Here is a 19655-nt window from a genome sequence, read left to right on the forward strand (position 1 = left end):
ATATTAATTAGGAGCTATTTCCTTCTATCCGCTATATTTTTTCCTTGCTAAAGAAGCAAGAAAAAGGATGCCGCTCCTATCAGGGCTAGGGCACTCATTTTCATAAGGAAGTTTTCGAAAGATTATTATTTAAAGTCTTTTACGTTCTAACCTCAATTAAATCAATACTTATAAATTATTTTAATAAATACTAAAAATTATTAATTTTATTAATAAACACCTTCCCTATACCTTTGTCTCATCAAAATCAAAGAAATGATTTGATCATCTTAAAAAATAACTTAAAAAATAGAAATCATGAAATTTACAAGAAGAGCAAACGTAAACTGGAAAGGTACAGGAATGGAAGGAAAAGGAACCATCAGTACACAAAGCACAACTTTAGATAATGCACAATTATCATTTAAAACTCGTTTTGAGCAAGGTGTAGGAACTAATCCTGAAGAATTAATCGCAGCGGCACATTCTGGATGTTTTACTATGCAATTAAGCTTTTTATTATCTGAAGCTGGTTTTGTTCCAGAAGATTTAGATACAACGGCTAAAGTAACTTTTGAGGACGGAACTATCACTTTAATTCAGTTAGAATTGACTGGAAAAGTACCTGGAATTTCTGCAGAAGAGTTTCAGCAAACTGCCCAAAAAGCAAAAGAAATTTGTCCAATTTCTAAATTGCTAAATACTGAGATTACTTTACAGGTAACCTTAAACTAATTCTTAAAAAAATTCAATCATAATTTTGTCATTCTGAGGAACGAAGAATCACACTCGAAAATCTACAAAGATTGGTGACATTCTATACGGAGTTTCTTGTGAAGATTTGCTTCGCCAGTTCGCTATCGCTCGGGTCTCCTTCGTCGAAATGACAAAACTGAGACAAATCATATTTACAATCTAAAATTTTATAAAAATGAAAACAATATTTAAAAGCTTTTTAGCATTCGCAGTACTAATTTTTAGTTTAGCATTCACAAACGTAAACGCACAAACTACTCCTAAAATTAAAAATGTCGTATTAGTTCACGGTGCATTTGCAGATGGTTCTGGATGGCAAGGTTTATACAAAGTTCTGACTAAAAAAGGCTATAATGTAACCATCGTTCAGAATCCGTTAAGTTCTTTGGAAGATGATGTTCAAGCCACAAACTTAGCTTTAGATAAACAAGACGGACCAACAATTTTGGTTGGACATTCTTGGGGAGGAACCGTAATTACAGAAGCTGGAAATCACCCGAAAGTAGCGGCTTTGGTTTACGTAGCGGCTTTACAGCCTGATAATGGCGAAAATTCTGTTCAATGGTTGCAAACTACTCCTCCAGCTCCAGAAAATGGTGTATTGCCTCCAGACGAAAAAGGAATTGCGTATTATGACAAAGCGAAATTTCACGCTGGTTTTGCCGGAGATTTGAGCAAAGAACAAGCCGATTTTATGTATGCTTCGCAAGGTGCTTTTCATGCGCAAGGTTTTTTAACTCCGATAACAAAAGCCGCTTGGAGAACTAAACCTTCTTACGGAATCATAGCAACTGAAGACAAAAGTATTGTTCCGAGTATTCAGCACGCGATGTACAAACGCTCTAACACCAAAATCACTGAAATTAAAGGTAGCCACGTGGTATTTATTTCTCAGCCAGAGAAAGTGGCAAATGTGATTATTGAAGCGAGTAAATAATTGTGAATTATAAATTATAAATTACCTCGTTTTGTCATTTCGACTGAAAGGAGAAATCACACTAGAAATTCTACAAAGATTGGCGACAAACATTACGGAAACCCGCGTGTGATTTCTCCTTTCAGTCGAAATGACAAACTGTGTGCAAAAATTCCAAATTCCAATTACTGTATAGCTTGGAATTTGGAATTTTTTGCATTGGAATTTCTCCCAAATCAATTGGAATTTGGATTTTTTATTTTGGAATTTCTAACGATACTTACTAACCTCCTTAATAAAATACGGCGAATCGTTCCAGCGGATTTTTTTATAACTGAAATCTTTTTTTAATGACTCAGGCAGACAGTTCCAGATGGCTTCATTCATTTTCTCTAGTAATAATTTCTTAGAGAAAGAATCAGACACTACTAGACTTATTTCTCTTACGGGAACAGGTTCTTTAAAAGGTTTAAAAAGTCCGCCTGATTCGTTTAAAGTAGAAAGTTTAGGGATAATCGCAAATCCTAAATGGGCGCGAACTAGATTTTTTAAGGTTTCTATCGAATTAATATCGTACGTAAATTGTTCCTTTATTTTATCGGATGTTTTTAGTCCGCAGATGTCTAATAATTGTGCGTTGTAGCAATATTCGTGATGCAGTAATAACAGTTCGGTTTTGTCGCCGGGCTGCATTTCGTAAAATTCATCATTCGCCATAGGATGCGTCTGATTTAAATAAGCAACAAACGGTTCTTTAAAAACAACATGTTCTATTAAATTCGGGTTTCCTGTTGGCGTAGCCATAATCGCAACGTCAATTGCACCCGTTTCCAAATCGCGCATTAAATGTCCCGTGTAGCCTTCTTTAATAATAAAATGCACATTTGGCGCCGCTTCTTTCATGGCCTGAATAAACAGCGGAATCAGATAAGGCGATAAAGTGGAAATAATGCCAAGTTTCAACTCTCCTTCCAGCAGATTCTTTTCGTTGATCACAAAATCACGAATTTCATCTACTTCACGAAGTATCTTTTTGGCTTTATTGATAATTTCAATTCCTAAAACAGTCGGTGTCAACGGCACTTTATTTCGATCAAAAATCTTAATTCCGATTTCTTCTTCCAGATTTTTTAACTGAATGGTAAGTCCAGGCTGCGTTACCATACAAACTTCGGCAGCTCTTGCAAAATGCCGTTCTTCGTCTAAAGCGACTATATATTTTAACTGCTGAATGGTCATGTTTTCTAGTTTCTAAGGTACTGAGATGCTAAGATACTAAGTTGCTGCGTTTTTCTTTTTAGTTTGTAATGAAAAACTTTGTGTTGGTTATTTCTGAATTATGTTTTTTCAAATAGACTAGAATAACAAAAGCGATCATAAACGGATCGCTTTTGTTGTTTAATGATAAGGATTTACCAAAATACCCTATTCTATTATTTTTTTGTCTTTTACAGGTCTTTGTTATTATTTCTCCCTGTCTATATTTACCATAATACCGCACTAAAAATACTGCGCATATACTAGCAGTAAATCCAACTACATTTTAGAAATCCCATTATTCTCCTCTATATCAAAATAAAGGATCGCAAAACTATTGCATAATTAACCTTAAAACAAACAGAATGAGCTTTCTAGCAAGCTATAAATCAACGAAGAAAATGTAACAGCACGATCAAATTCAAACGCTATTATCAATAGAACGGACTGCCAAAGAATCGGTTTTCGGCAATGCCAAGTTCTTAAAAAATAGATTTCAATTTAACCCATCATTACCTTATTTAAATTACAAAAAAATGTCAAAATTCACAGAACAGGTACATATTACTATAGAAGGTTTTACTCAAAATATTATCTATTACAATCTCGAGCTTTCTCAGAAAATGGCAGATCATCATCATTTTTCTTTCTTTTGGCAATATACAGGAAAACCTATTATTGCCCCACAAGATCAGGAAAAAGCCTTTAGCAATTACATTGGCAGTGAGGTCATTTTTACCTTTAAAGTAAAAGGCATACGCTTAATGTCAAAAGGAAGGATTACAAAATTAGGTTCTATCGATCTGCACGGAAGCCCAGCTGGACTGCACGTAACAGGAACAAGTAATACCATTGCTCTTGATGACATGCCGAAATCTAGAATCTTTCGCGAGAAAAATCTCCAACAGATTGGACTCGAAATTTTTGCCGAAGAAAGTTCGGGAGAATTCTATCAGAGAGAAGCCATTGTGCCTACTTATACAAAAGAGTTCAGTTTTAAAACGCAGTACAACGAAACAAGTTTTAATTTCCTTAAACGCCTTTCTGCACGTTATGCTCAATGGTTTTATTTTGACGGAATGCGTATGCAGTTTGGTCAAATTAAAAACACTGAAATAAAACTTATAAACGAATCTTCGCTGCATAACTTTAGCATCGAAGCTAATTTAGTTTCACATAAAACTTCGTTCAGCAGTTATGACTACAATAGCGCTTCTAATATAAAAAATGGCGCAGAAAAAACCTCTGAAGGAAGCCGAGACCGATTTGCCACGCTAGCTGTTTTTAAACAGCCTTATATTGTAAGACCCGGACTTGAAAATGGCGCATATACCAGCAATGCTCAGAATAAGGACGAGATTGACGAAATGGTGAAAATGCAAACCGCGGGACGCGATGCCAACAGCATATTCTACAGCGGTACCTCCTATCTGCCTATAGGTTTGGGACAGACTTTTTCTATTGAAAATAAAAACGTAGAACACCATTTACTGGCAGTTGAAATTATTCACTGCTCTGAAGTAAACGGAAATTATACGTGCAAATTTAAGGCAATTCCTGCCGATGTTGCAGCACCGCACTACACAGACGTAAATGCATTTGCTTCTGCCGAAAGCCAGCCCGCAATAGTAATTGACAATAATGATCCCGAAAAAATGGGGCGCATAAAAGTGGAATTCTTCTGGAATGGCTGGGCAAGCAAAAGCGATTGGATGCGTGTCGTTCAACCTTATGGAGGCTCAGACAAAGGACTTTATTTCAGACCCGAAATTGGCGAAGAGGTTCAAGTAAGTTTTGAAGCCAACAATGCGGAACGCCCGTATGTTTCTGGCACCTATTATAACGGAAAAGAAATGCCCGATTTCTTTGATACCGAAAACCGAATTAAAGGCTGGAAACTCCGTTTTGGACAGCTTTTCAAGTTTATTGAAAAAGTGGGCATCTGGCTTTCTGACCCGAGTGGGAATGAAATTCAACTAGATGAAGAAGGCAAAAATATTAATGTGACCTCACCTGAAACAGTTACCATACGTGCTAAAAATATTGTTTTTGAGGCAAGTGAAAGTATAACTTATGTAGCTGGAACTAATATCTCTGAAACAGCAATACTAAATAAAACTTCAAGTATTGGAGGAATTTTAGACACTAGCGTAGGATTGGATAAAATATTACATGTTGCTGGAGACAATCATATCAATATTGATGGCGATTCTAACTCAGAAGTAAAAAAAGATAGAAATATCGCTTCTGAAAACAGAATAATTACACATAGTGAAATTGGACATGAGTTTCACTCTGATAAGGATATCAAAAACAACAGTAGTGAAAAAACAAGACAAAACTAACTAAGATGGCAATAAAAACAATCTGTGGTATCACCATAATGGGAAACATTGGCAATTACAGCTTTCATAACTCCAAAAATAGCGCTCATTTTTCACTGAAAGACAGCAATGTTAATTATCGCGACCCTTATGGAAATTACATGACCAATCATGCCTGTCATATCCGAATTAATTTCGAACCTTTTAGATTAGAAAAAATGGGCGATGAAATTAGAAAATCAGATGGCAGTCTAATTATCATGATGCCAAAAGAACAAATAGAAGAAATTGCCAACAAAACCTTTTATGCAGATAGGCAGTTTCATGCTATAGATTTTTTAACCTATACTATAACCGAAGAAAAATAATTTTATGTCAGAATATATTAGAGTAAAAGGAAATATTGTTGAGAAAACAGGTGGCGTTTCTAGAGTTTATGCCAAAGGAGGAATTGAACACAACTCAAACGGATTTATCGATTATTTTGCAGAAAATTATACTTACGGTGAACCAGAAAAGTATGTTTCTGTGTTTCCAAAAATTTTATACGTTAATGGTCATTTTTACAATGAAGATGGAACTTTTGAAGGAAAAGTAAATGAAGTAGAAAATGAAGGAAGTGCAGAAGATGTTTACACATGTACAGGAAAATCAAAAATGAAAAATGAAAAAGGCGAAGAAATTGTAACTTATAATAATATTCAATTATTAAAGGAAAATGAAAAAAACATCACGCATTCAGATTTTTGCTATATAGCTTATGTGGTAAAAATGGAGGCTGGAGAAGATGATTTCAAAGAATTAAAATGCATTGCATATACAAGTTTTAATAGATCTATAAACGTAAAATCTACGTGGAAAAAATTATTATCAACTAGCTATTCTTCTGTCGGAAATAAAAAAGAAATGAAATCTTCATTAGATGACAACAAATCAAAATTAACTAGAAAAGCAATCTTTTATGTTCTAGGAGGAGAAGATGATTTAACAAATGGCGCTGAACTTTGGGACGGCACAGATTTTCTTGCTTGGGGAAATTCAGAAATGAATCCATATAACAAAGTAGGGCAAAATAAATTCGATGAATATAAATTTATTGAAATTCCTAAAGATATTTATGATTCTTTTCTAGCAGCTAATGGAAATTCTACAAAATATGGCGACAAGGGTAATCATAATGAAAAAAATGACCCTGGAACTCACGAACATGTCAAAAAGAAAGTTAAGCAAATTATTAAAGGAAAAGATGGAAAACCAGTTCTTGGAAAAGATGGAAAACCAACGTTTGAAGAAATAGAAATACCTTCAAAAATTAAATATAAAATTCCTGCTTCGGATTTTGAAAATAAAGATTATTGGATCTCTGGAAATTTTTATTATGACACCGGAGTAAAAGCAACAAACGGAATTTCTGGTACAATAAATGCAGGAAAAAGTATTTTTTGGAAGCTTACAAAAATAAGATTAACGAGTGATAACCCAAAATAATAACATGATGCGAAAATTATTTATTATAGCAATTCTTAGCTGTTCACTTATGCTAATTAGCACTAAAAAGATTAAATCAAATGAACCATCCTTTCGACTTGCTTTTTTACAAGAAGTTTACATCGATAAATCAGAAAATGAAGAAAGTAACGGTGAAAAAGAGATTAGAAATTTTGTAGGACTTTTTCCAAAAACGAATGATACTATAACTATTTTTGAACTAAGTAACTCAAAAGAAATCCCAGAAAAAAGTCTATTTTGGATTAACGCTGATATAAAAAAAGAACGCGCAATACTATACTTTTCGGCATCAAATGAAAACGTAACCGTTTCATTTAATAACAATAAAATACAAATCAATAATGATACCTACACAGTTAACAGGGAATATTTTATATACTTAAAACGAAAGATATTAATAGAAAAATCTATTTTAGACTTAGTTTATCTTTTAAAAGATGGATGCGGTGATTATTCTCAATCTTTAGAACTTTTAAATAAAAATTGGAATAATTATAAGGAAAACACAAAATACAGAATTATTAGTGCAACAATTAAAAACAAGAATGAACAAACAAACAAGAAATATTTCACTTATCAAATAAACTTTTTTCACAATAGAAATGGAAAAATAAAAAATATAAATGGTGGAAATAGTTTTAGCAAAAAATTCATTTCAGAGAATAAAAAAAACATCCATTATTCTATTGATAAACTAATAAATGAAAGATCTCAAATCAAAGAAGATTTATATATTAACAAAAGAAGTTTGTTCGATTCAATTATAGGTAATTACGAACAATATTCTACTGCTAAAACTTTTTACTATGTTAAGTATCAAACAAATTTAAAAATTGTAAATACTTACACAAAGCCTAAAAACGTCCAAGAAATTCTTAAAATATTAGATATTAATGAGCAAAATTTATGATGTGTTTTGTGTTAATGTATGTCGACATGTAATGCCTCTCGCTAGTGCCGATTTAGTTTATAAAATTGTTTTACATTGCGTTCACGAGCGGGACGCTCACGTCAGCAGTGGGAAAACAAGACATAGATTTTCACTTTTAATTCTCTTGGCATTATTAGTCTCTTGTCAAACTAAAGAACCTATAGAAGTCAAACAAATAGATTCAAAGGAAATGGTAACACTTATACCAAGTTTGAAAAATCCTTCAATGAAAGACAGCGTAGTTTTAAATATTCCAACTGAATTTAGAATTATTATAAATTCTTCTAATGTGGGTTACATAGTTTGGCGTTATCGTGCAAATGGAAAAGTTCTTCTAGATGACATTACTGATTATCAGGTTTGCAATAAAAAAAACAAATTAAAACTAATTTATAATTTAAATTTTGATGAAATCCCCAAGGACGAGTTTATCGATATAATTATTAAAGAAAGAAATCGTCTAATTTCCAAAGTTGAAGCTAATAATTTACTTAAAAAGTATAAAATTAATAAGTCAATTGATCATTTAAAAATTGGTGACACTGTAAAATTAGTAACGTATGATAAATTTAGAATTGAAAACAAGGATATAATAAATAGTTTAAAAAAAGTTCAAGATTCAATTGATTTTAAGGCAATGAGAGGTACGGATGAAAATTTTTATACTTCAAAAAAAATCAATTGGTAAAAGGCTACGTAAAATTTATCATGCTACTAAGCAGAATTAACAACAATTTGGCAAAATATCGTAACAAATTTTGCAAAATAAATTAAAGACTAAAAAATATGAAATTTATAATTGTGTTTGTGTTTTTAACACAACAGTTCGCTTTCTGTCAAGAAAAAAATATTGATTATTTACCTCTAAATAAAGAGAATTTTCAGGTTAAACCTAATTCAGTAACTTTTAAATTTTCTGTTCTAGCTACTAAATACAAAATGCGTTATGATCTTGCCCGAGACACAATATTAAAAGAAGGAAATTATATAATTAAATACGATGATTTTTTTACAAAATTTTCAGTAAATAGAGCTGGGAAAGTTGATGGAAAACTTGAGGAAAAGTTTATAAAGCGTGGAGAAGTATTCACAACTAAATACCAAGTTAGAGATGGATTTATATATAAAGCTACTACATACGATTCAACAGACAATCTAGTTACAGATAGCGATGTTTATTATTGCGGAGACATTATTGAAATAGTGAGGATTACAGCAAATGGTGAGAAAATAATAACAATTGAAACTCCCCACACTACGGAAATTAGAAAATATGATAAAAATGGCGCTTTTTTAGATGAAGAAATATGGAATAAAGCTGGAATAGGTGGTCCTTGTAAATAAATGTAGAGTATTTACATATATATTATCCATGAATTAATTAATAACAAATCACTTAAATTTTAGTGTGATAAACTTATATAGTATGACCACAATTTTTCTCTATACCAGAATATCATCAGGCTTACCTTGGTTTTTAGAAATATTTATAATTTTAATCCTTTTTGTTGCATATTTTATCAATAAATATCAAATCAATAAATTAATAAAATGGCAGAAAAAAGAACTAGATTATTTTAAACGGCATGGTGATAAAATTATTATTAAATATGATGAGTTAGTCTTAAAAACAAACTGCTGGATAGAAAATGAAGAAGACTTAGAAAAAGTATCAGATAAGATAAGTAGGAATCTTATAATTTTAGAAAAAACACATAGAGGTCAACTTTTTAAAACAAAATATGAAATTTATATGGAGCCTGAAATATTAAGGATGAAACTTGCATTAAAATATGAATTAGACTTTTACTATAATCCCAGTAATTTTGATGATAATCTGCTGGATTTTGAATTTTTATTTCAATAAATCTTACCTTTCGATTAAATTTAGACAACGATAGTGCAGATTTGCAATCCACGCTATCGGGCAGTTTCATGCTATAGATTTTTTAACCTACACTATAATCGAGGAAAAACAATTTTAAGAATAATACTACTTTTTAAACTATTAAACCAACTTCTTTTTTAATATATTTGCAGTCCTAAAAGTTAAGACATGATTACAGAAAAAAAGTTTGCCCGTGTGGTATGGTGGCGGTATTGGAAACAACTGCAACGCGTTCTTAACTGCGTAGGACACCTAACCTACGCGGGTTTTATATTTCCCTAAAAGTTAAGATTATGAGTACCAAAACCCTTTCAAAAGAAGCCGAAATCGGTCTAATGAATTTCTTCAACGACAGAATTGACCCACTCGATATGGCGAGAGCCATAAGACAGGTAAATCTAACCCTCGCATTGGGCGTTCTAAACGATCAAGAAAACATTCAGTTAAACGCTGCCAAACTTGGAGACAGCTTCTATTGGCTCAATGAACTAGCCGAAATTTTAGATCCTTATCTGGATTTGGAGTAAAGGTTTATTTCTTTTTGAAAAAAATTAAAACCCTCAGTTCTTTAAAAGATTGAGGGTTTTGTTTTTCAGTGGAAATATTTTTATCCCAAACTCATCCCGCCATCCATAATAACATCCGCTCCAGTCATAAATACCGCAGCCTCACTACTTAAATGTGAAACCATTTTTGCGACATCTTCCGCCCTTCCCATTTGTTTTAGTGGGACTTTTTCTACTACGACATCCATAATGCTTTTTACGGTGGTTTCGTCTAGGCCTACTTTGTTCATGACTTCGGTTTGAGTTGGTCCTGGGCTAACCGAATTGACACGAATCTTTCTTGGTGCTAATTCTAATGCCGCCGATCTCATAAACGAATTCAAAGCCGTTTTACTCGCCGAATAAACCGAAGATCCTGGACCTGGCATACTCGCAGTATTCGAAGAAAGAAATACCACCGAAGCGCCATCTTTCAGAATCGGGATAAATTTGTTTAAAGTGAAAAAAGCACCTTTTAGATTCACGTTCATAATATTGTCGTACAACTCTTCTGTGGTATGTTCGATCATTCCTAAACCTGCAATTCCTGCATTGATAAACAAAATATCAACCGAACCGAAATCGGCTTTTACTTGAACTGCCAATTTTTCAATATCCGAAATATTCGATTGGTCTGCTGTTATGGCTGTAACGCCTAGTTCTAAAGCTGCTTTTTCTATAGCTTCTTTTCTTCTTCCTGTAATGATTACGTTTGCGCCTTGTTCTTTTAACTGTTTGGCTGCTGCGTAACCTATTCCGCTGTTTCCGCCTGTTATAACGGCTGTTTTATTTTTTAGATTTTCCATTTTGTATGTGTTTAAAATTAATGAGACAAAGATAAATTCAAAATGGTATCACTTTGTAACCAGTATCATGGAGTATACCAGAAATACATTTTAACATTATAAACGCATTTAAAAATCAGTTTTGTTTAAAAGTCCATTCTTAATGTTAAATATATAGTTCTCTTTTTTTTGTTTTTTGGTTAAAATCCTCCGATTTATTCAGATTTTTAATCCAATTTTCTTAATTTATTTCTAAAACTTCATTAAACGCAAGTTAAAAGTTAACAGGAATTCATTGAGGTTCTTGCAATAAAGCGTATATTTGAGTTAATACAGAAATTTATTATCGTGCAAGAAAAAACAAAATCATATAGTTTTATATTTCCAAAAACTCCTACTGGAGTCGACGGACTAGACGAGATTACGGAAGGAGGATTTCCGCAAGGACGACCAACCTTAATCTGCGGTGGCGCTGGATGCGGCAAAACATTATTATCTATGCAATTCCTAATTAAAGGAATTACAGAATATGACGAACCCGGAGTTTTCATGTCTTTTGAAGAACCCTCGGACGATCTTACGCTAAATGTTAAATCATTAGGCTTTGACCTTGAACAGCTTAAAAAAGATAAAAAACTGGTTGTAGATCATGTCCGCGTTGAAAGATCGGAAATTGAAGAAGCAGGCGAATATGATCTTGACGGTTTATTTATCCGTTTAGGACACGCTATAGATTCTATAAAAGCGACTCGTGTTGTATTGGATACCATCGAATCACTTTTTGCTGGTTTAGACAATCAGGCTATTTTAAGAGCTGAATTACGACGATTATTTCATTGGCTCAAAACAAAAGGTGTAACAGCAATTATTACAGGAGAACGCGGCGAAGCAACTTTAACCCGCCAAGGTCTGGAAGAATATGTGTCAGATTGTGTTATTGTATTAGATCATCGTGTAATTGAGCAAGTTTCGACCAGAAGGCTTCGAATTGTAAAATACAGAGGTTCAACACATGGAACAAACGAATATCCGTTTTTAATTGATGAAGATGGAATTTCAGTGCTTCCTATTACTTCTTTGAAATTAGATAATGAGGTTTCTTCAGATGTTATTTCGACAGGTGTTCCAGGCTTAAATGAAATGTTTAACGGCGGAGGGTTTTATCGCGGCAGTAATATTTTGGTTTCGGGTACTGCAGGAACAGCAAAAACTACCGTTGCAAGTTATTTTGCCAACGAACAATGCAAAAAGAAGGAGAGAACGATTTATTTCGCTTTTGAAGAGTCTCCACAGCAATTGGTTCGTAACATGAAATCGATTGGTATTGATCTTGAAAAACACATCAAAGGTGGTTTATTGCAGATTCATTCGTCACGTCCATCGTTGAATGGTCTGGAACTGCATTTGCTTACGCTGAGAAAACTTATCAAAGAGTTTAATCCAACCACCATCGTAATTGATCCAATCAGTAATCTTATCTCTGTAGGAAGCGAGCATGAAGTTCGATCAATGCTCGTTCGATTAATTGATATGCTGAAAGCCAATAATATAACTGCTTTATTTACATCCTTAAATAAACAAACCGAAAATTTCAGACCCGATTTGGCAGAAGAATCTGTATCTTCACTAGTAGATACCTGGATAACGGTACGCGATATGGAAGGTATTGGCGAAAGAAACCGCGGTATTTTTATCGTTAAAGCAAGAGGAATGGGACATTCTAATCAAGTTAGAGAGTTCGTAATCACAAGCAACGGAATCGAATTATTGGATGTAGAATTTGGTCCGCAGGGAATTTTAACGGGTACAGCAAGACAATCGCATCAGTTTAAGAAAACCATTTCTAATATTAAGCTTCAAAACGAAATAAGCAGAAAAGACAGGGAAATTGAGCGCAAACGCAAACTTCTCGAGGCTAATATTGAAGCATTAAGAACCGAATTCGAATCGGCTGCAGAAGAACTAAGTATCCTTAAAGCAACAGAAGAATTGCAGGAAAAACTGTCTTCTAAGAAAAAATAAATCAAATGAAAAAAGAAGTAGCCGAATGGCAATTATTGCTTTATATAGCAGGGCAAACGCCAAAATCTATCAAAGCGCTGGAGAATATAAAGAAGTATGCCGAGGAACATTTAAAAGGAAAATACAGCATCGAGATTATCGATTTGCTGAAGAATCCACAATTGGCAGAAGGCGATCAAATTTTGGCCGTACCTACTTTGGTGCGCAAATTTCCTGAGCCCATACGTAAAATTATAGGTGACCTTTCTAATGAAGAAAGAGTGCTTGTAGGTCTTAACATTAAACCTATAAAATCTTAAATCATGGAAGATTCATCTGATGGCACAAGTACAACCAAACATAAGTTTATGCTTTTTGTTTCAGGTATGTCTGTTAAATCAGGACATGCAATCGAAAATTTACGCAAAATCTGCGACACCTATTTCAAAGACAATTATGAATTAGAAATAATAGATATCAGCCGTGATAAAGAACAGGCAGTGATTCATCAAATTGTGGCGATTCCTACTTTGATTAAAACACAGCCAGAACCTAAAAGAATCATTTTGGGAGATTTATCAGATCGGGAAAAGGTCTTATACATACTTAATATAAGCGAATAGTTTGAAGGAGAATAAAAAAAATATAGCCGAATTACTAGCAGAAATTGAGTCATTGAAGGAAGAACTTTATGAGTCAAATAGTATTGTGCACGCTATAAAACAAGGTGATGTCGATGCGCTTGTAGTAAGCAGTAACGGAGTTCCTGAGATTTATTCACTGGAAACCGCCGATTATACGTACCGTCTTCTTATTGAAAAATTTGGACAGGGCGCGTTGAGTATTTCAAGAAACGGATTGATACTGTATTGCAATGAGTATTTTTCGAAATTGGTTGGTATTCCGTCAGAAAAAATAATCGGGAATTACCTTAATCAATATTTTGTGAATCCCGAACAGTTTGTTTCGCTAATTGAAGCATTGCGCTACGGCATCACGACACATGAAATTCTTTTTAAATCGGAGAATGAAAAACAGACTTTTCCTGCTTATATTGCTTTAACAGATCTTGAACCTGCTGTAGAAGCGATTGGAATTGTAATTACCGATTTGACCGAAAAGAAAAAACACGAAGAAGCTTTATTTCGACATCAGAAAGAATTAGAGCAAAAAATCAACGAACTCAATAAAACCAATCGCAATCTCGAGGAATTTATTCACGTGATCTCACACGATTTGAAAGAACCACTTCGAAAAATCGTCATGAACACCAGCAGGATTGACGGAAGTTATTTTAAAGAAGCCGATACGAAAGCCATAAACGTCATGAAATTATCGGCCTTGCGTTTGAATTCGCTTGTCGATGATTTGGTTCAATATTCCTCGCATACAGCGCAGGAAGAACGTACCGAAATAAATCTGGAAACTATAATTGCTCAGGTTATTGAAGATTTTGAAGTTGTAATAGCAGATAAAAAGGCACATATCAAAATGGGAAAACTGCCTATAATCAAAGCTTCCAGAGTGCAGATGAGACAACTTTTTTCCAATCTAATTTCAAATGCCATCAAATACAGCAAAACCAATATTGCTCCCATTATAGAAATTTCGCAGGAAGAAAATTTAGATAATGAAATACCAAATCAAAATGCTAAATTTGTAAAAGTGCAGATTAAAGATAATGGTATTGGAATGGAAGAAAACCACTTGCTTAAAATCTTTATTATTTTTCAGCGTCTGCATGCCCGAAATGAATATTCAGGAAACGGTATAGGTCTCGCAATCTGTAAAAAGATCATGGAAAACCATTCCGGAAACATTACCGTTGAAAGCACCTTGAACGAAGGCACAACATTTAATCTTTACTTCCCAATCGTATAAAATGCCACAAAAGTACAACTTACATATTATAATCGCCGAAGATGACATGGACGATGCCGATGTTATCACAGAAACTTTTACCAACAATCCTAATTTCAGCAAAGTAAGCCTTGTTGCCAATGGCGAAGAACTACTGAATTACCTTAAAAACCCTTCAAACGAAAATCCCGACGTTATTCTTACCGATATCAATATGCCTATTATTGATGGTATTGAAGCTTTGCAAGAAATCCTTAATAATGATGAATTAAAAAACATTCCGTGTTTTGTATATTCAACCAGCATTAATCCATCTTATAAAGAAAAATGCGATGATTTGGGTGTAAAAGCTTATCTCATTAAACCATATTCTTTTGAAGCTTTCGCTGAAATCCCGAAAACTATCTTGAGTATTATTGAGGCTTAGATTTTGTTTTAAACTATTCAATTAAACTTTCTCTTTTTGTCATTTTTTTAGAATTATGGTATAACTTTGTAACCAAAAAAAACATTCTAAACTAATGCTATTTTGTTATGGAAAGAAATCAGAAAGAAGAAGTACAGGCGCTTCAGGATACGTTGCATGTTTTGGGCGGAAAATGGCGTTTGCCAATTATCAATTCGATCTGCAACGGAAATCATCGTTTCAGGGAAATTGAACGCAGTATTCCGGGAATTACTACACGAATGCTTTCGCGAGAACTCAAAGAGATGGAATTGAACATGCTGATCAAAAGAACCGAAGACCGCGATGCTGAAATTCAGGTAAAATATGAATCGACGCCCTATTGCAAATCATTTGGTCCTGTAATTGAAGAAATGATCAAATGGGGAAAATTGCATCGAAAGGAAATCATCACAAACTCGTAATTGACATTGCCAGTATTACAACGATATAGTTGAAAGACAGATGTAATAAGCGTAATTTTTACACATAAAAAGTATCACAATAAAGCCTTAAAGACAACAATTTCTCGCATACTTTTTCAGCATTTTTGCCTAACTTAGCGCTCTGCATTTTGAAATGTAAAAATTAAAATAACCATTGTTTTTCTGCAAAACATTGAACGAAAAAACATTACTGTGCTTTTTCGTTCGTTTTTCTGCAAAAAACAGCTTTCTAATAATTTAGTTAATTGAAAACTATGAACAAATTTGATTTTGGAATTGTAGGACTTGGTGTAATGGGCCGCAACCTACTTTTAAATATCGCCAGCCACAACTTCGCGGCTGCAGGTTTAGACTTAGACACCGAAAAAGTTAACTCACTTCAACAAGAAGCTGATTCTGATCATACAATCGAAGCTACTACAGATGTAAAGCATTTTGTAGAACTTATTCAACAGCCAAGAGCGATTATGTTATTGGTTCCTGCGGGAAAACCAGTTGATAGCGCTATTGCTAGTTTACTTCCTCACTTAGATAAAGGTGATATCATCATCGACGGTGGAAACACTTATTTTACAGATACTGACAGAAGATTTTTAGAATTATCTGAAAAAGGAATTCACTTTTTCGGAATGGGAATTTCTGGTGGTGAAAAAGGCGCTCGTTTCGGTCCTGCCATGATGCCAGGTGGAGATCAAAAAGCTTACGAAAGACTTCGCCCTATTTTTGAGGCAATTGCAGCAAAAGTAGACGGCGAACCTTGCGTAGAATATTTAGGAAATGGTTCTGCTGGAAACTACGTAAAAATGGTTCATAACGGAATCGAATACGGAATTATGCAATTGATTTCTGAAATTTATGACCTTATGAAAAGAGGTTATAATTTGGATGATGAAACAATTCAGAAAACTTTTGCTGAATGGAACCAAACGGATGATTTACGATCATATTTGATTGAAATTACTGGAAACATCTTAAAACAAAAAGATGAAGACGGAACACAATTAATCAACAAAATCTCAGATTGGGCAAGATCTAAAGGTACAGGAAAATGGACTTCGCAAAACGCGATGGATTTACAAGTTCCTGTTCCAACAATCGACGCGGCGGTTAACATGCGCGATATGTCTAAAACAAAACCAGAAAGAATTGAAGCGGCTAAGAAATTAGTTTGGAATGCAAGTGAAACTAATGTTCCTCAAAGCGAAGCCATTACAGCTTTAAAATCGTCTTTGTTCTTCTCTATTGTTGTAACTTATGCACAAGGATTAGCGCAACTTCACACCGCTTCTAAAGAATACAATTACGGATTAAATTTAGAAACGGTTGCTAAAATCTGGCGTGGCGGATGTATCATTCGTGCAATGATTTTAGAAGATTTCAGAAAAGCATACGTTGCAAAATCAGATTTGCCAAACCTACTTTTAGATGGTGGAATCGCTTCGAAATTAACAGAAAACCAAGCAGGAATGAGAGCTGTGATTCAGTTCGCAGTTCAACAAGGATTGCCGGTTGCAGGATTAATGAACTCGTTAGCTTATTTTGACGCTTACCGTTCTGCAAATCTGCCAACAAACCTAATTCAGGCGCAACGTGACTATTTTGGAGCGCACACTTACGAACGTATCGATAAAGAAGGCGTTTTCCATACACAATGGGCTGAATAAACAATTAAAGCAACACAACTACAACCACAATGACTAAAAATAAACTAAAGAATCCAACAATCATTGTTATTTTTGGAGGAACTGGGGATCTAGCAAAGAGAAAGCTCTTCCCCGCTTTTCAAAATCTGTATCTTGACGGACGTATGTCTGAAAAGTTTCAGATTATCGCTCTTGGAAGAGCTGAAAAAACCAATGAAGATTTTCGCGCTTATGTTTTAGAAAACCTGAATCTTTTCTCAAGAAAAAAAGGACTTTCTGATGCAGAAACAGAAAAATTTCTTTCGCACATCACTTACCACAGTCTTGATATTGACAAAGAAGAATCATATATCGGGTTGAACGAGAAGATCAATAATTTTGATTTGGCTTTTGGCGAACGCGCTAATCGTCTTTTCTATCTTTCAATTACGCCTTCTTTCATTTCAACGATTTCAAGCAATATTAAGAAGATCGGACTTGCTGCAAATCCGAAACAAGATCGTATTATTATTGAAAAACCTTTTGGTTACGATAAAACTTCTGCAATTGAATTGAATGAAATGCTTTCGCAAACTTTCAAAGAAGAGCAGATTTATAGAATTGACCATTATTTAGGTAAAGAAACTGTTCAGAATATCTTGGCTTTCCGTTTTGGAAACTCGATGTTTGAACCTTTATGGAGCCGTAACTTTATTGATTTCGTACAAATTACCGTTGCAGAAGAAGTCGGCGTTGAAGAACGAGGCGGATTCTACGAAGGTGTTGGAGCATTAAAAGATATGATTCAGAATCACTTGCTTCAAATTTTATGTATGACGGCTATGGAAGCACCTGCATCATTAAATGCAGATGATATCCGTAATCGAAAAGCAGACGTTTTAAAATCAATTCGCCGTATTAAACCAGACGAAGTAGATCATTATATTGTACGTGGTCAATACGATGCTGGTGAAATAAAAGGCGTTCCAGTTCCAGGTTATCGTCAAGACAAAGGCATTGCACCAGATTCTAATACAGAAACTTATGTAGCCATGAAGATTTATCTGGACAACTGGAGATGGCAGGGAATTCCGTTTTATTTGCGTTCTGGAAAAAGAATGGAAGAAAAACAATCTTCGATCATTATTCAGTTTAAACCAGTTCCGCATTCTTCATTTTCATATGGAAAAGAAGGTATGACACCAAATAGATTGATTATTAATATCCAACCTTCAATGGATATTAAACTACAATTTATGACCAAAAAACCAGGTTTATCAATGTCTTTAAGACCTGCTGAAATGGTCTTTGATTATTTTGCTTGTTCAACAATGTCGCCAGAAGCATACGAAACATTGATTGCAGATGCATTATTAGGCGATCCTACTTTATTTATGCGTTGGGATCAAGTGGAAGAAGCTTGGGACGCAATTGATACCATTCAACAAGTTTGGAAAACGACTGCACCTAAGAATTTCCCAAATTACAAAGCAGGAAGTTGGGGACCAGAAGAAGCAGACGAATTGTTAGCACGTCAAGGACATAAATGGATTCCGAATACACAAACAAAAAAAAAAGAAGAAGTTTTAAATGATACAGATTTACAATAATACAGAAGAAATCAATACAGTTGCGGCAGATCTATTCGTAGAATCAGCTCAGAAAGCAATTGCTGCAAATGGCAAATTTACAGCGGTTCTTACAGGAGGTTCTTCTCCGTCAGGAATCTATAAATTATTAGCTTCTGATGCTTACAAAAACAAAATAGACTGGAGTAAAGTTTATATTTTTTGGGGAGACGAAAGATGGGTTCCGCTAAATGATGATTTGAGTAATGCTAAAATGTCTTATTCAACGTTATTGAGCCACGTTCCTATTCCGCAAGAAAACATTTTTGAAATGTATAAAGACGGTGTTACACCAGAAGAATATTCCGCTGAATATGAAAAATCAATCAGAACTGTTTTAGGTGAAGAAGGTAAATTTGACCTTATTTTATTGGGTATGGGAGATGACGGACATACGGCTTCTCTTTTCCCAGGCGAAGCGGTTTTAGAAGAACAAACCAAATGGGTTGATGCTTATTATTTAGCTCCGCAAAAAATGCACCGTATTACACTTACTGCACCATTAATCAACAAAGCAGAAAAAATTGTGGTCGTAGCTTTTGGAGAAAAGAAAGTACACGCTTTGAAAGAAGTTACAACTGGAGAGTTTAATCCAACTTTATATCCAATGCAATTGATTAAACCAGTTTCTGGAGATTTATTGTTTTTGGTAGATAAAGTTGCGGCTGGACAGAATTAAGAAACTGTTTCTATAATTTATAGAATGAAAGGTTTATACTTTACAGGTATAAACCTTTTTCTTTTAATATTATTTAAAATTCGA

General features: G+C 34.1%; 21 protein-coding genes. 19 read left to right on the plus strand and 2 right to left on the minus strand.

Annotated elements, in window-relative coordinates; translation table 11 throughout:
- Nucleotides 1–297: 297 nt before the first annotated feature.
- Both OD917_RS09775 and OD917_RS09780 read left to right on the plus strand, forming a co-directional pair.
- Nucleotides 298–714 carry an OsmC family protein gene (locus OD917_RS09775; RefSeq protein WP_263523353.1) on the plus strand — a complete coding sequence of 139 codons (417 nt, stop codon included), beginning with the start codon at nucleotides 298–300 and terminating at the stop codon, nucleotides 712–714.
- A 196-nt stretch (nucleotides 715–910) separates the two neighbouring features.
- Nucleotides 911–1672, plus strand: a complete 762-nt coding sequence (locus OD917_RS09780) for an alpha/beta hydrolase (protein ID WP_263523354.1) — start codon at nucleotides 911–913, stop codon at nucleotides 1670–1672.
- A gap of 249 nt (nucleotides 1673–1921) precedes the next feature.
- Here the strand turns inward: OD917_RS09780 and OD917_RS09785 are convergent, their stop codons facing one another.
- Nucleotides 1922–2890 (minus strand): hydrogen peroxide-inducible genes activator, encoded by a 969-nt coding sequence (locus OD917_RS09785; RefSeq protein WP_263523355.1) that lies wholly within the window; start codon nucleotides 2888–2890, stop codon nucleotides 1922–1924.
- Nucleotides 2891–3444: 554 nt separating this feature from the next.
- Here OD917_RS09785 and OD917_RS09790 point away from each other — a divergent pair.
- The 8 genes from OD917_RS09790 (at nucleotide 3445) to OD917_RS09825 (ending at nucleotide 10087) form a co-directional block, all read left to right on the plus strand.
- Nucleotides 3445–5253, plus strand: a complete 1809-nt coding sequence (locus tag OD917_RS09790) for a type VI secretion system Vgr family protein (RefSeq protein WP_263523356.1) — start codon at nucleotides 3445–3447, stop codon at nucleotides 5251–5253.
- A 5-nt stretch (nucleotides 5254–5258) separates the two neighbouring features.
- On the plus strand, nucleotides 5259–5600 hold the full coding sequence (locus tag OD917_RS09795) for a hypothetical protein (RefSeq protein ID WP_263523357.1): 342 nt from the start codon (nucleotides 5259–5261) through the stop codon (nucleotides 5598–5600).
- Between the two features lie 4 nt (nucleotides 5601–5604).
- Nucleotides 5605–6720: a hypothetical protein gene (locus OD917_RS09800; protein WP_263523358.1), complete on the plus strand. Its 1116-nt coding sequence runs from the start codon at nucleotides 5605–5607 to the stop codon at nucleotides 6718–6720.
- A gap of 7 nt (nucleotides 6721–6727) precedes the next feature.
- A complete protein-coding gene (locus tag OD917_RS09805; RefSeq protein ID WP_263523359.1) occupies nucleotides 6728–7651 on the plus strand; it encodes a hypothetical protein in 924 nt (307 codons plus the stop codon).
- Nucleotides 7635–8360, plus strand: coding sequence for a hypothetical protein (locus tag OD917_RS09810; RefSeq protein WP_263523360.1), 726 nt, complete (start codon nucleotides 7635–7637; stop codon nucleotides 8358–8360). The genes OD917_RS09805 and OD917_RS09810 overlap by 17 nt, the downstream gene beginning before the upstream one ends.
- Before the next feature lie 98 nt (nucleotides 8361–8458).
- Nucleotides 8459–9016, plus strand: a complete 558-nt coding sequence (locus OD917_RS09815) for a hypothetical protein (protein ID WP_263523361.1) — start codon at nucleotides 8459–8461, stop codon at nucleotides 9014–9016.
- An 82-nt stretch (nucleotides 9017–9098) separates the two neighbouring features.
- Nucleotides 9099–9539 (plus strand): hypothetical protein, encoded by a 441-nt coding sequence (locus tag OD917_RS09820; protein WP_263523362.1) that lies wholly within the window; start codon nucleotides 9099–9101, stop codon nucleotides 9537–9539.
- 314 nt (nucleotides 9540–9853) lie between these two features.
- A complete protein-coding gene (locus tag OD917_RS09825) occupies nucleotides 9854–10087 on the plus strand; it encodes a hypothetical protein (protein ID WP_095931884.1) in 234 nt (77 codons plus the stop codon).
- Between the two features lie 80 nt (nucleotides 10088–10167).
- Here the strand turns inward: OD917_RS09825 and OD917_RS09830 are convergent, their stop codons facing one another.
- Nucleotides 10168–10911 carry an SDR family oxidoreductase gene (locus tag OD917_RS09830; protein WP_263523363.1) on the minus strand — a complete coding sequence of 248 codons (744 nt, stop codon included), beginning with the start codon at nucleotides 10909–10911 and terminating at the stop codon, nucleotides 10168–10170.
- Between the two features lie 327 nt (nucleotides 10912–11238).
- Between OD917_RS09830 and kaiC the strand changes: the two genes are divergently transcribed.
- From kaiC to pgl, 9 genes are all read left to right on the plus strand, one after another.
- Nucleotides 11239–12912: a circadian clock protein KaiC gene (kaiC, locus tag OD917_RS09835; protein WP_263523364.1), complete on the plus strand. Its 1674-nt coding sequence runs from the start codon at nucleotides 11239–11241 to the stop codon at nucleotides 12910–12912.
- A 5-nt stretch (nucleotides 12913–12917) separates the two neighbouring features.
- A complete protein-coding gene (locus OD917_RS09840; RefSeq protein ID WP_263523365.1) occupies nucleotides 12918–13211 on the plus strand; it encodes a circadian clock KaiB family protein in 294 nt (97 codons plus the stop codon).
- Nucleotides 13212–13214: 3 nt separating this feature from the next.
- Nucleotides 13215–13514, plus strand: coding sequence for a circadian clock KaiB family protein (locus OD917_RS09845; RefSeq protein WP_263523366.1), 300 nt, complete (start codon nucleotides 13215–13217; stop codon nucleotides 13512–13514).
- 1 nt (nucleotide 13515) lies between these two features.
- Nucleotides 13516–14772, plus strand: a complete 1257-nt coding sequence (locus OD917_RS09850) for a sensor histidine kinase (protein WP_263523367.1) — start codon at nucleotides 13516–13518, stop codon at nucleotides 14770–14772.
- A 1-nt stretch (nucleotide 14773) separates the two neighbouring features.
- Nucleotides 14774–15178, plus strand: coding sequence for a response regulator (locus tag OD917_RS09855; protein WP_263523368.1), 405 nt, complete (start codon nucleotides 14774–14776; stop codon nucleotides 15176–15178).
- Between the two features lie 107 nt (nucleotides 15179–15285).
- Nucleotides 15286–15621 (plus strand): winged helix-turn-helix transcriptional regulator, encoded by a 336-nt coding sequence (locus OD917_RS09860; RefSeq protein WP_263523369.1) that lies wholly within the window; start codon nucleotides 15286–15288, stop codon nucleotides 15619–15621.
- Between the two features lie 275 nt (nucleotides 15622–15896).
- Nucleotides 15897–17306: an NADP-dependent phosphogluconate dehydrogenase gene (gene gndA, locus OD917_RS09865; RefSeq protein ID WP_263523370.1), complete on the plus strand. Its 1410-nt coding sequence runs from the start codon at nucleotides 15897–15899 to the stop codon at nucleotides 17304–17306.
- A gap of 29 nt (nucleotides 17307–17335) precedes the next feature.
- A complete protein-coding gene (gene zwf, locus OD917_RS09870; RefSeq protein WP_263523371.1) occupies nucleotides 17336–18874 on the plus strand; it encodes a glucose-6-phosphate dehydrogenase in 1539 nt (512 codons plus the stop codon).
- Nucleotides 18855–19571 (plus strand): 6-phosphogluconolactonase, encoded by a 717-nt coding sequence (gene pgl, locus OD917_RS09875; RefSeq protein WP_263523372.1) that lies wholly within the window; start codon nucleotides 18855–18857, stop codon nucleotides 19569–19571. The genes zwf and pgl overlap by 20 nt, the downstream gene beginning before the upstream one ends.
- The last annotated feature ends 84 nt before the right edge of the window (nucleotides 19572–19655 follow it).

The sequence above is a fragment of the Flavobacterium sp. SH_e genome, from assembly GCF_025717045.1.
Lineage (GTDB): Bacteria > Bacteroidota > Bacteroidia > Flavobacteriales > Flavobacteriaceae > Flavobacterium.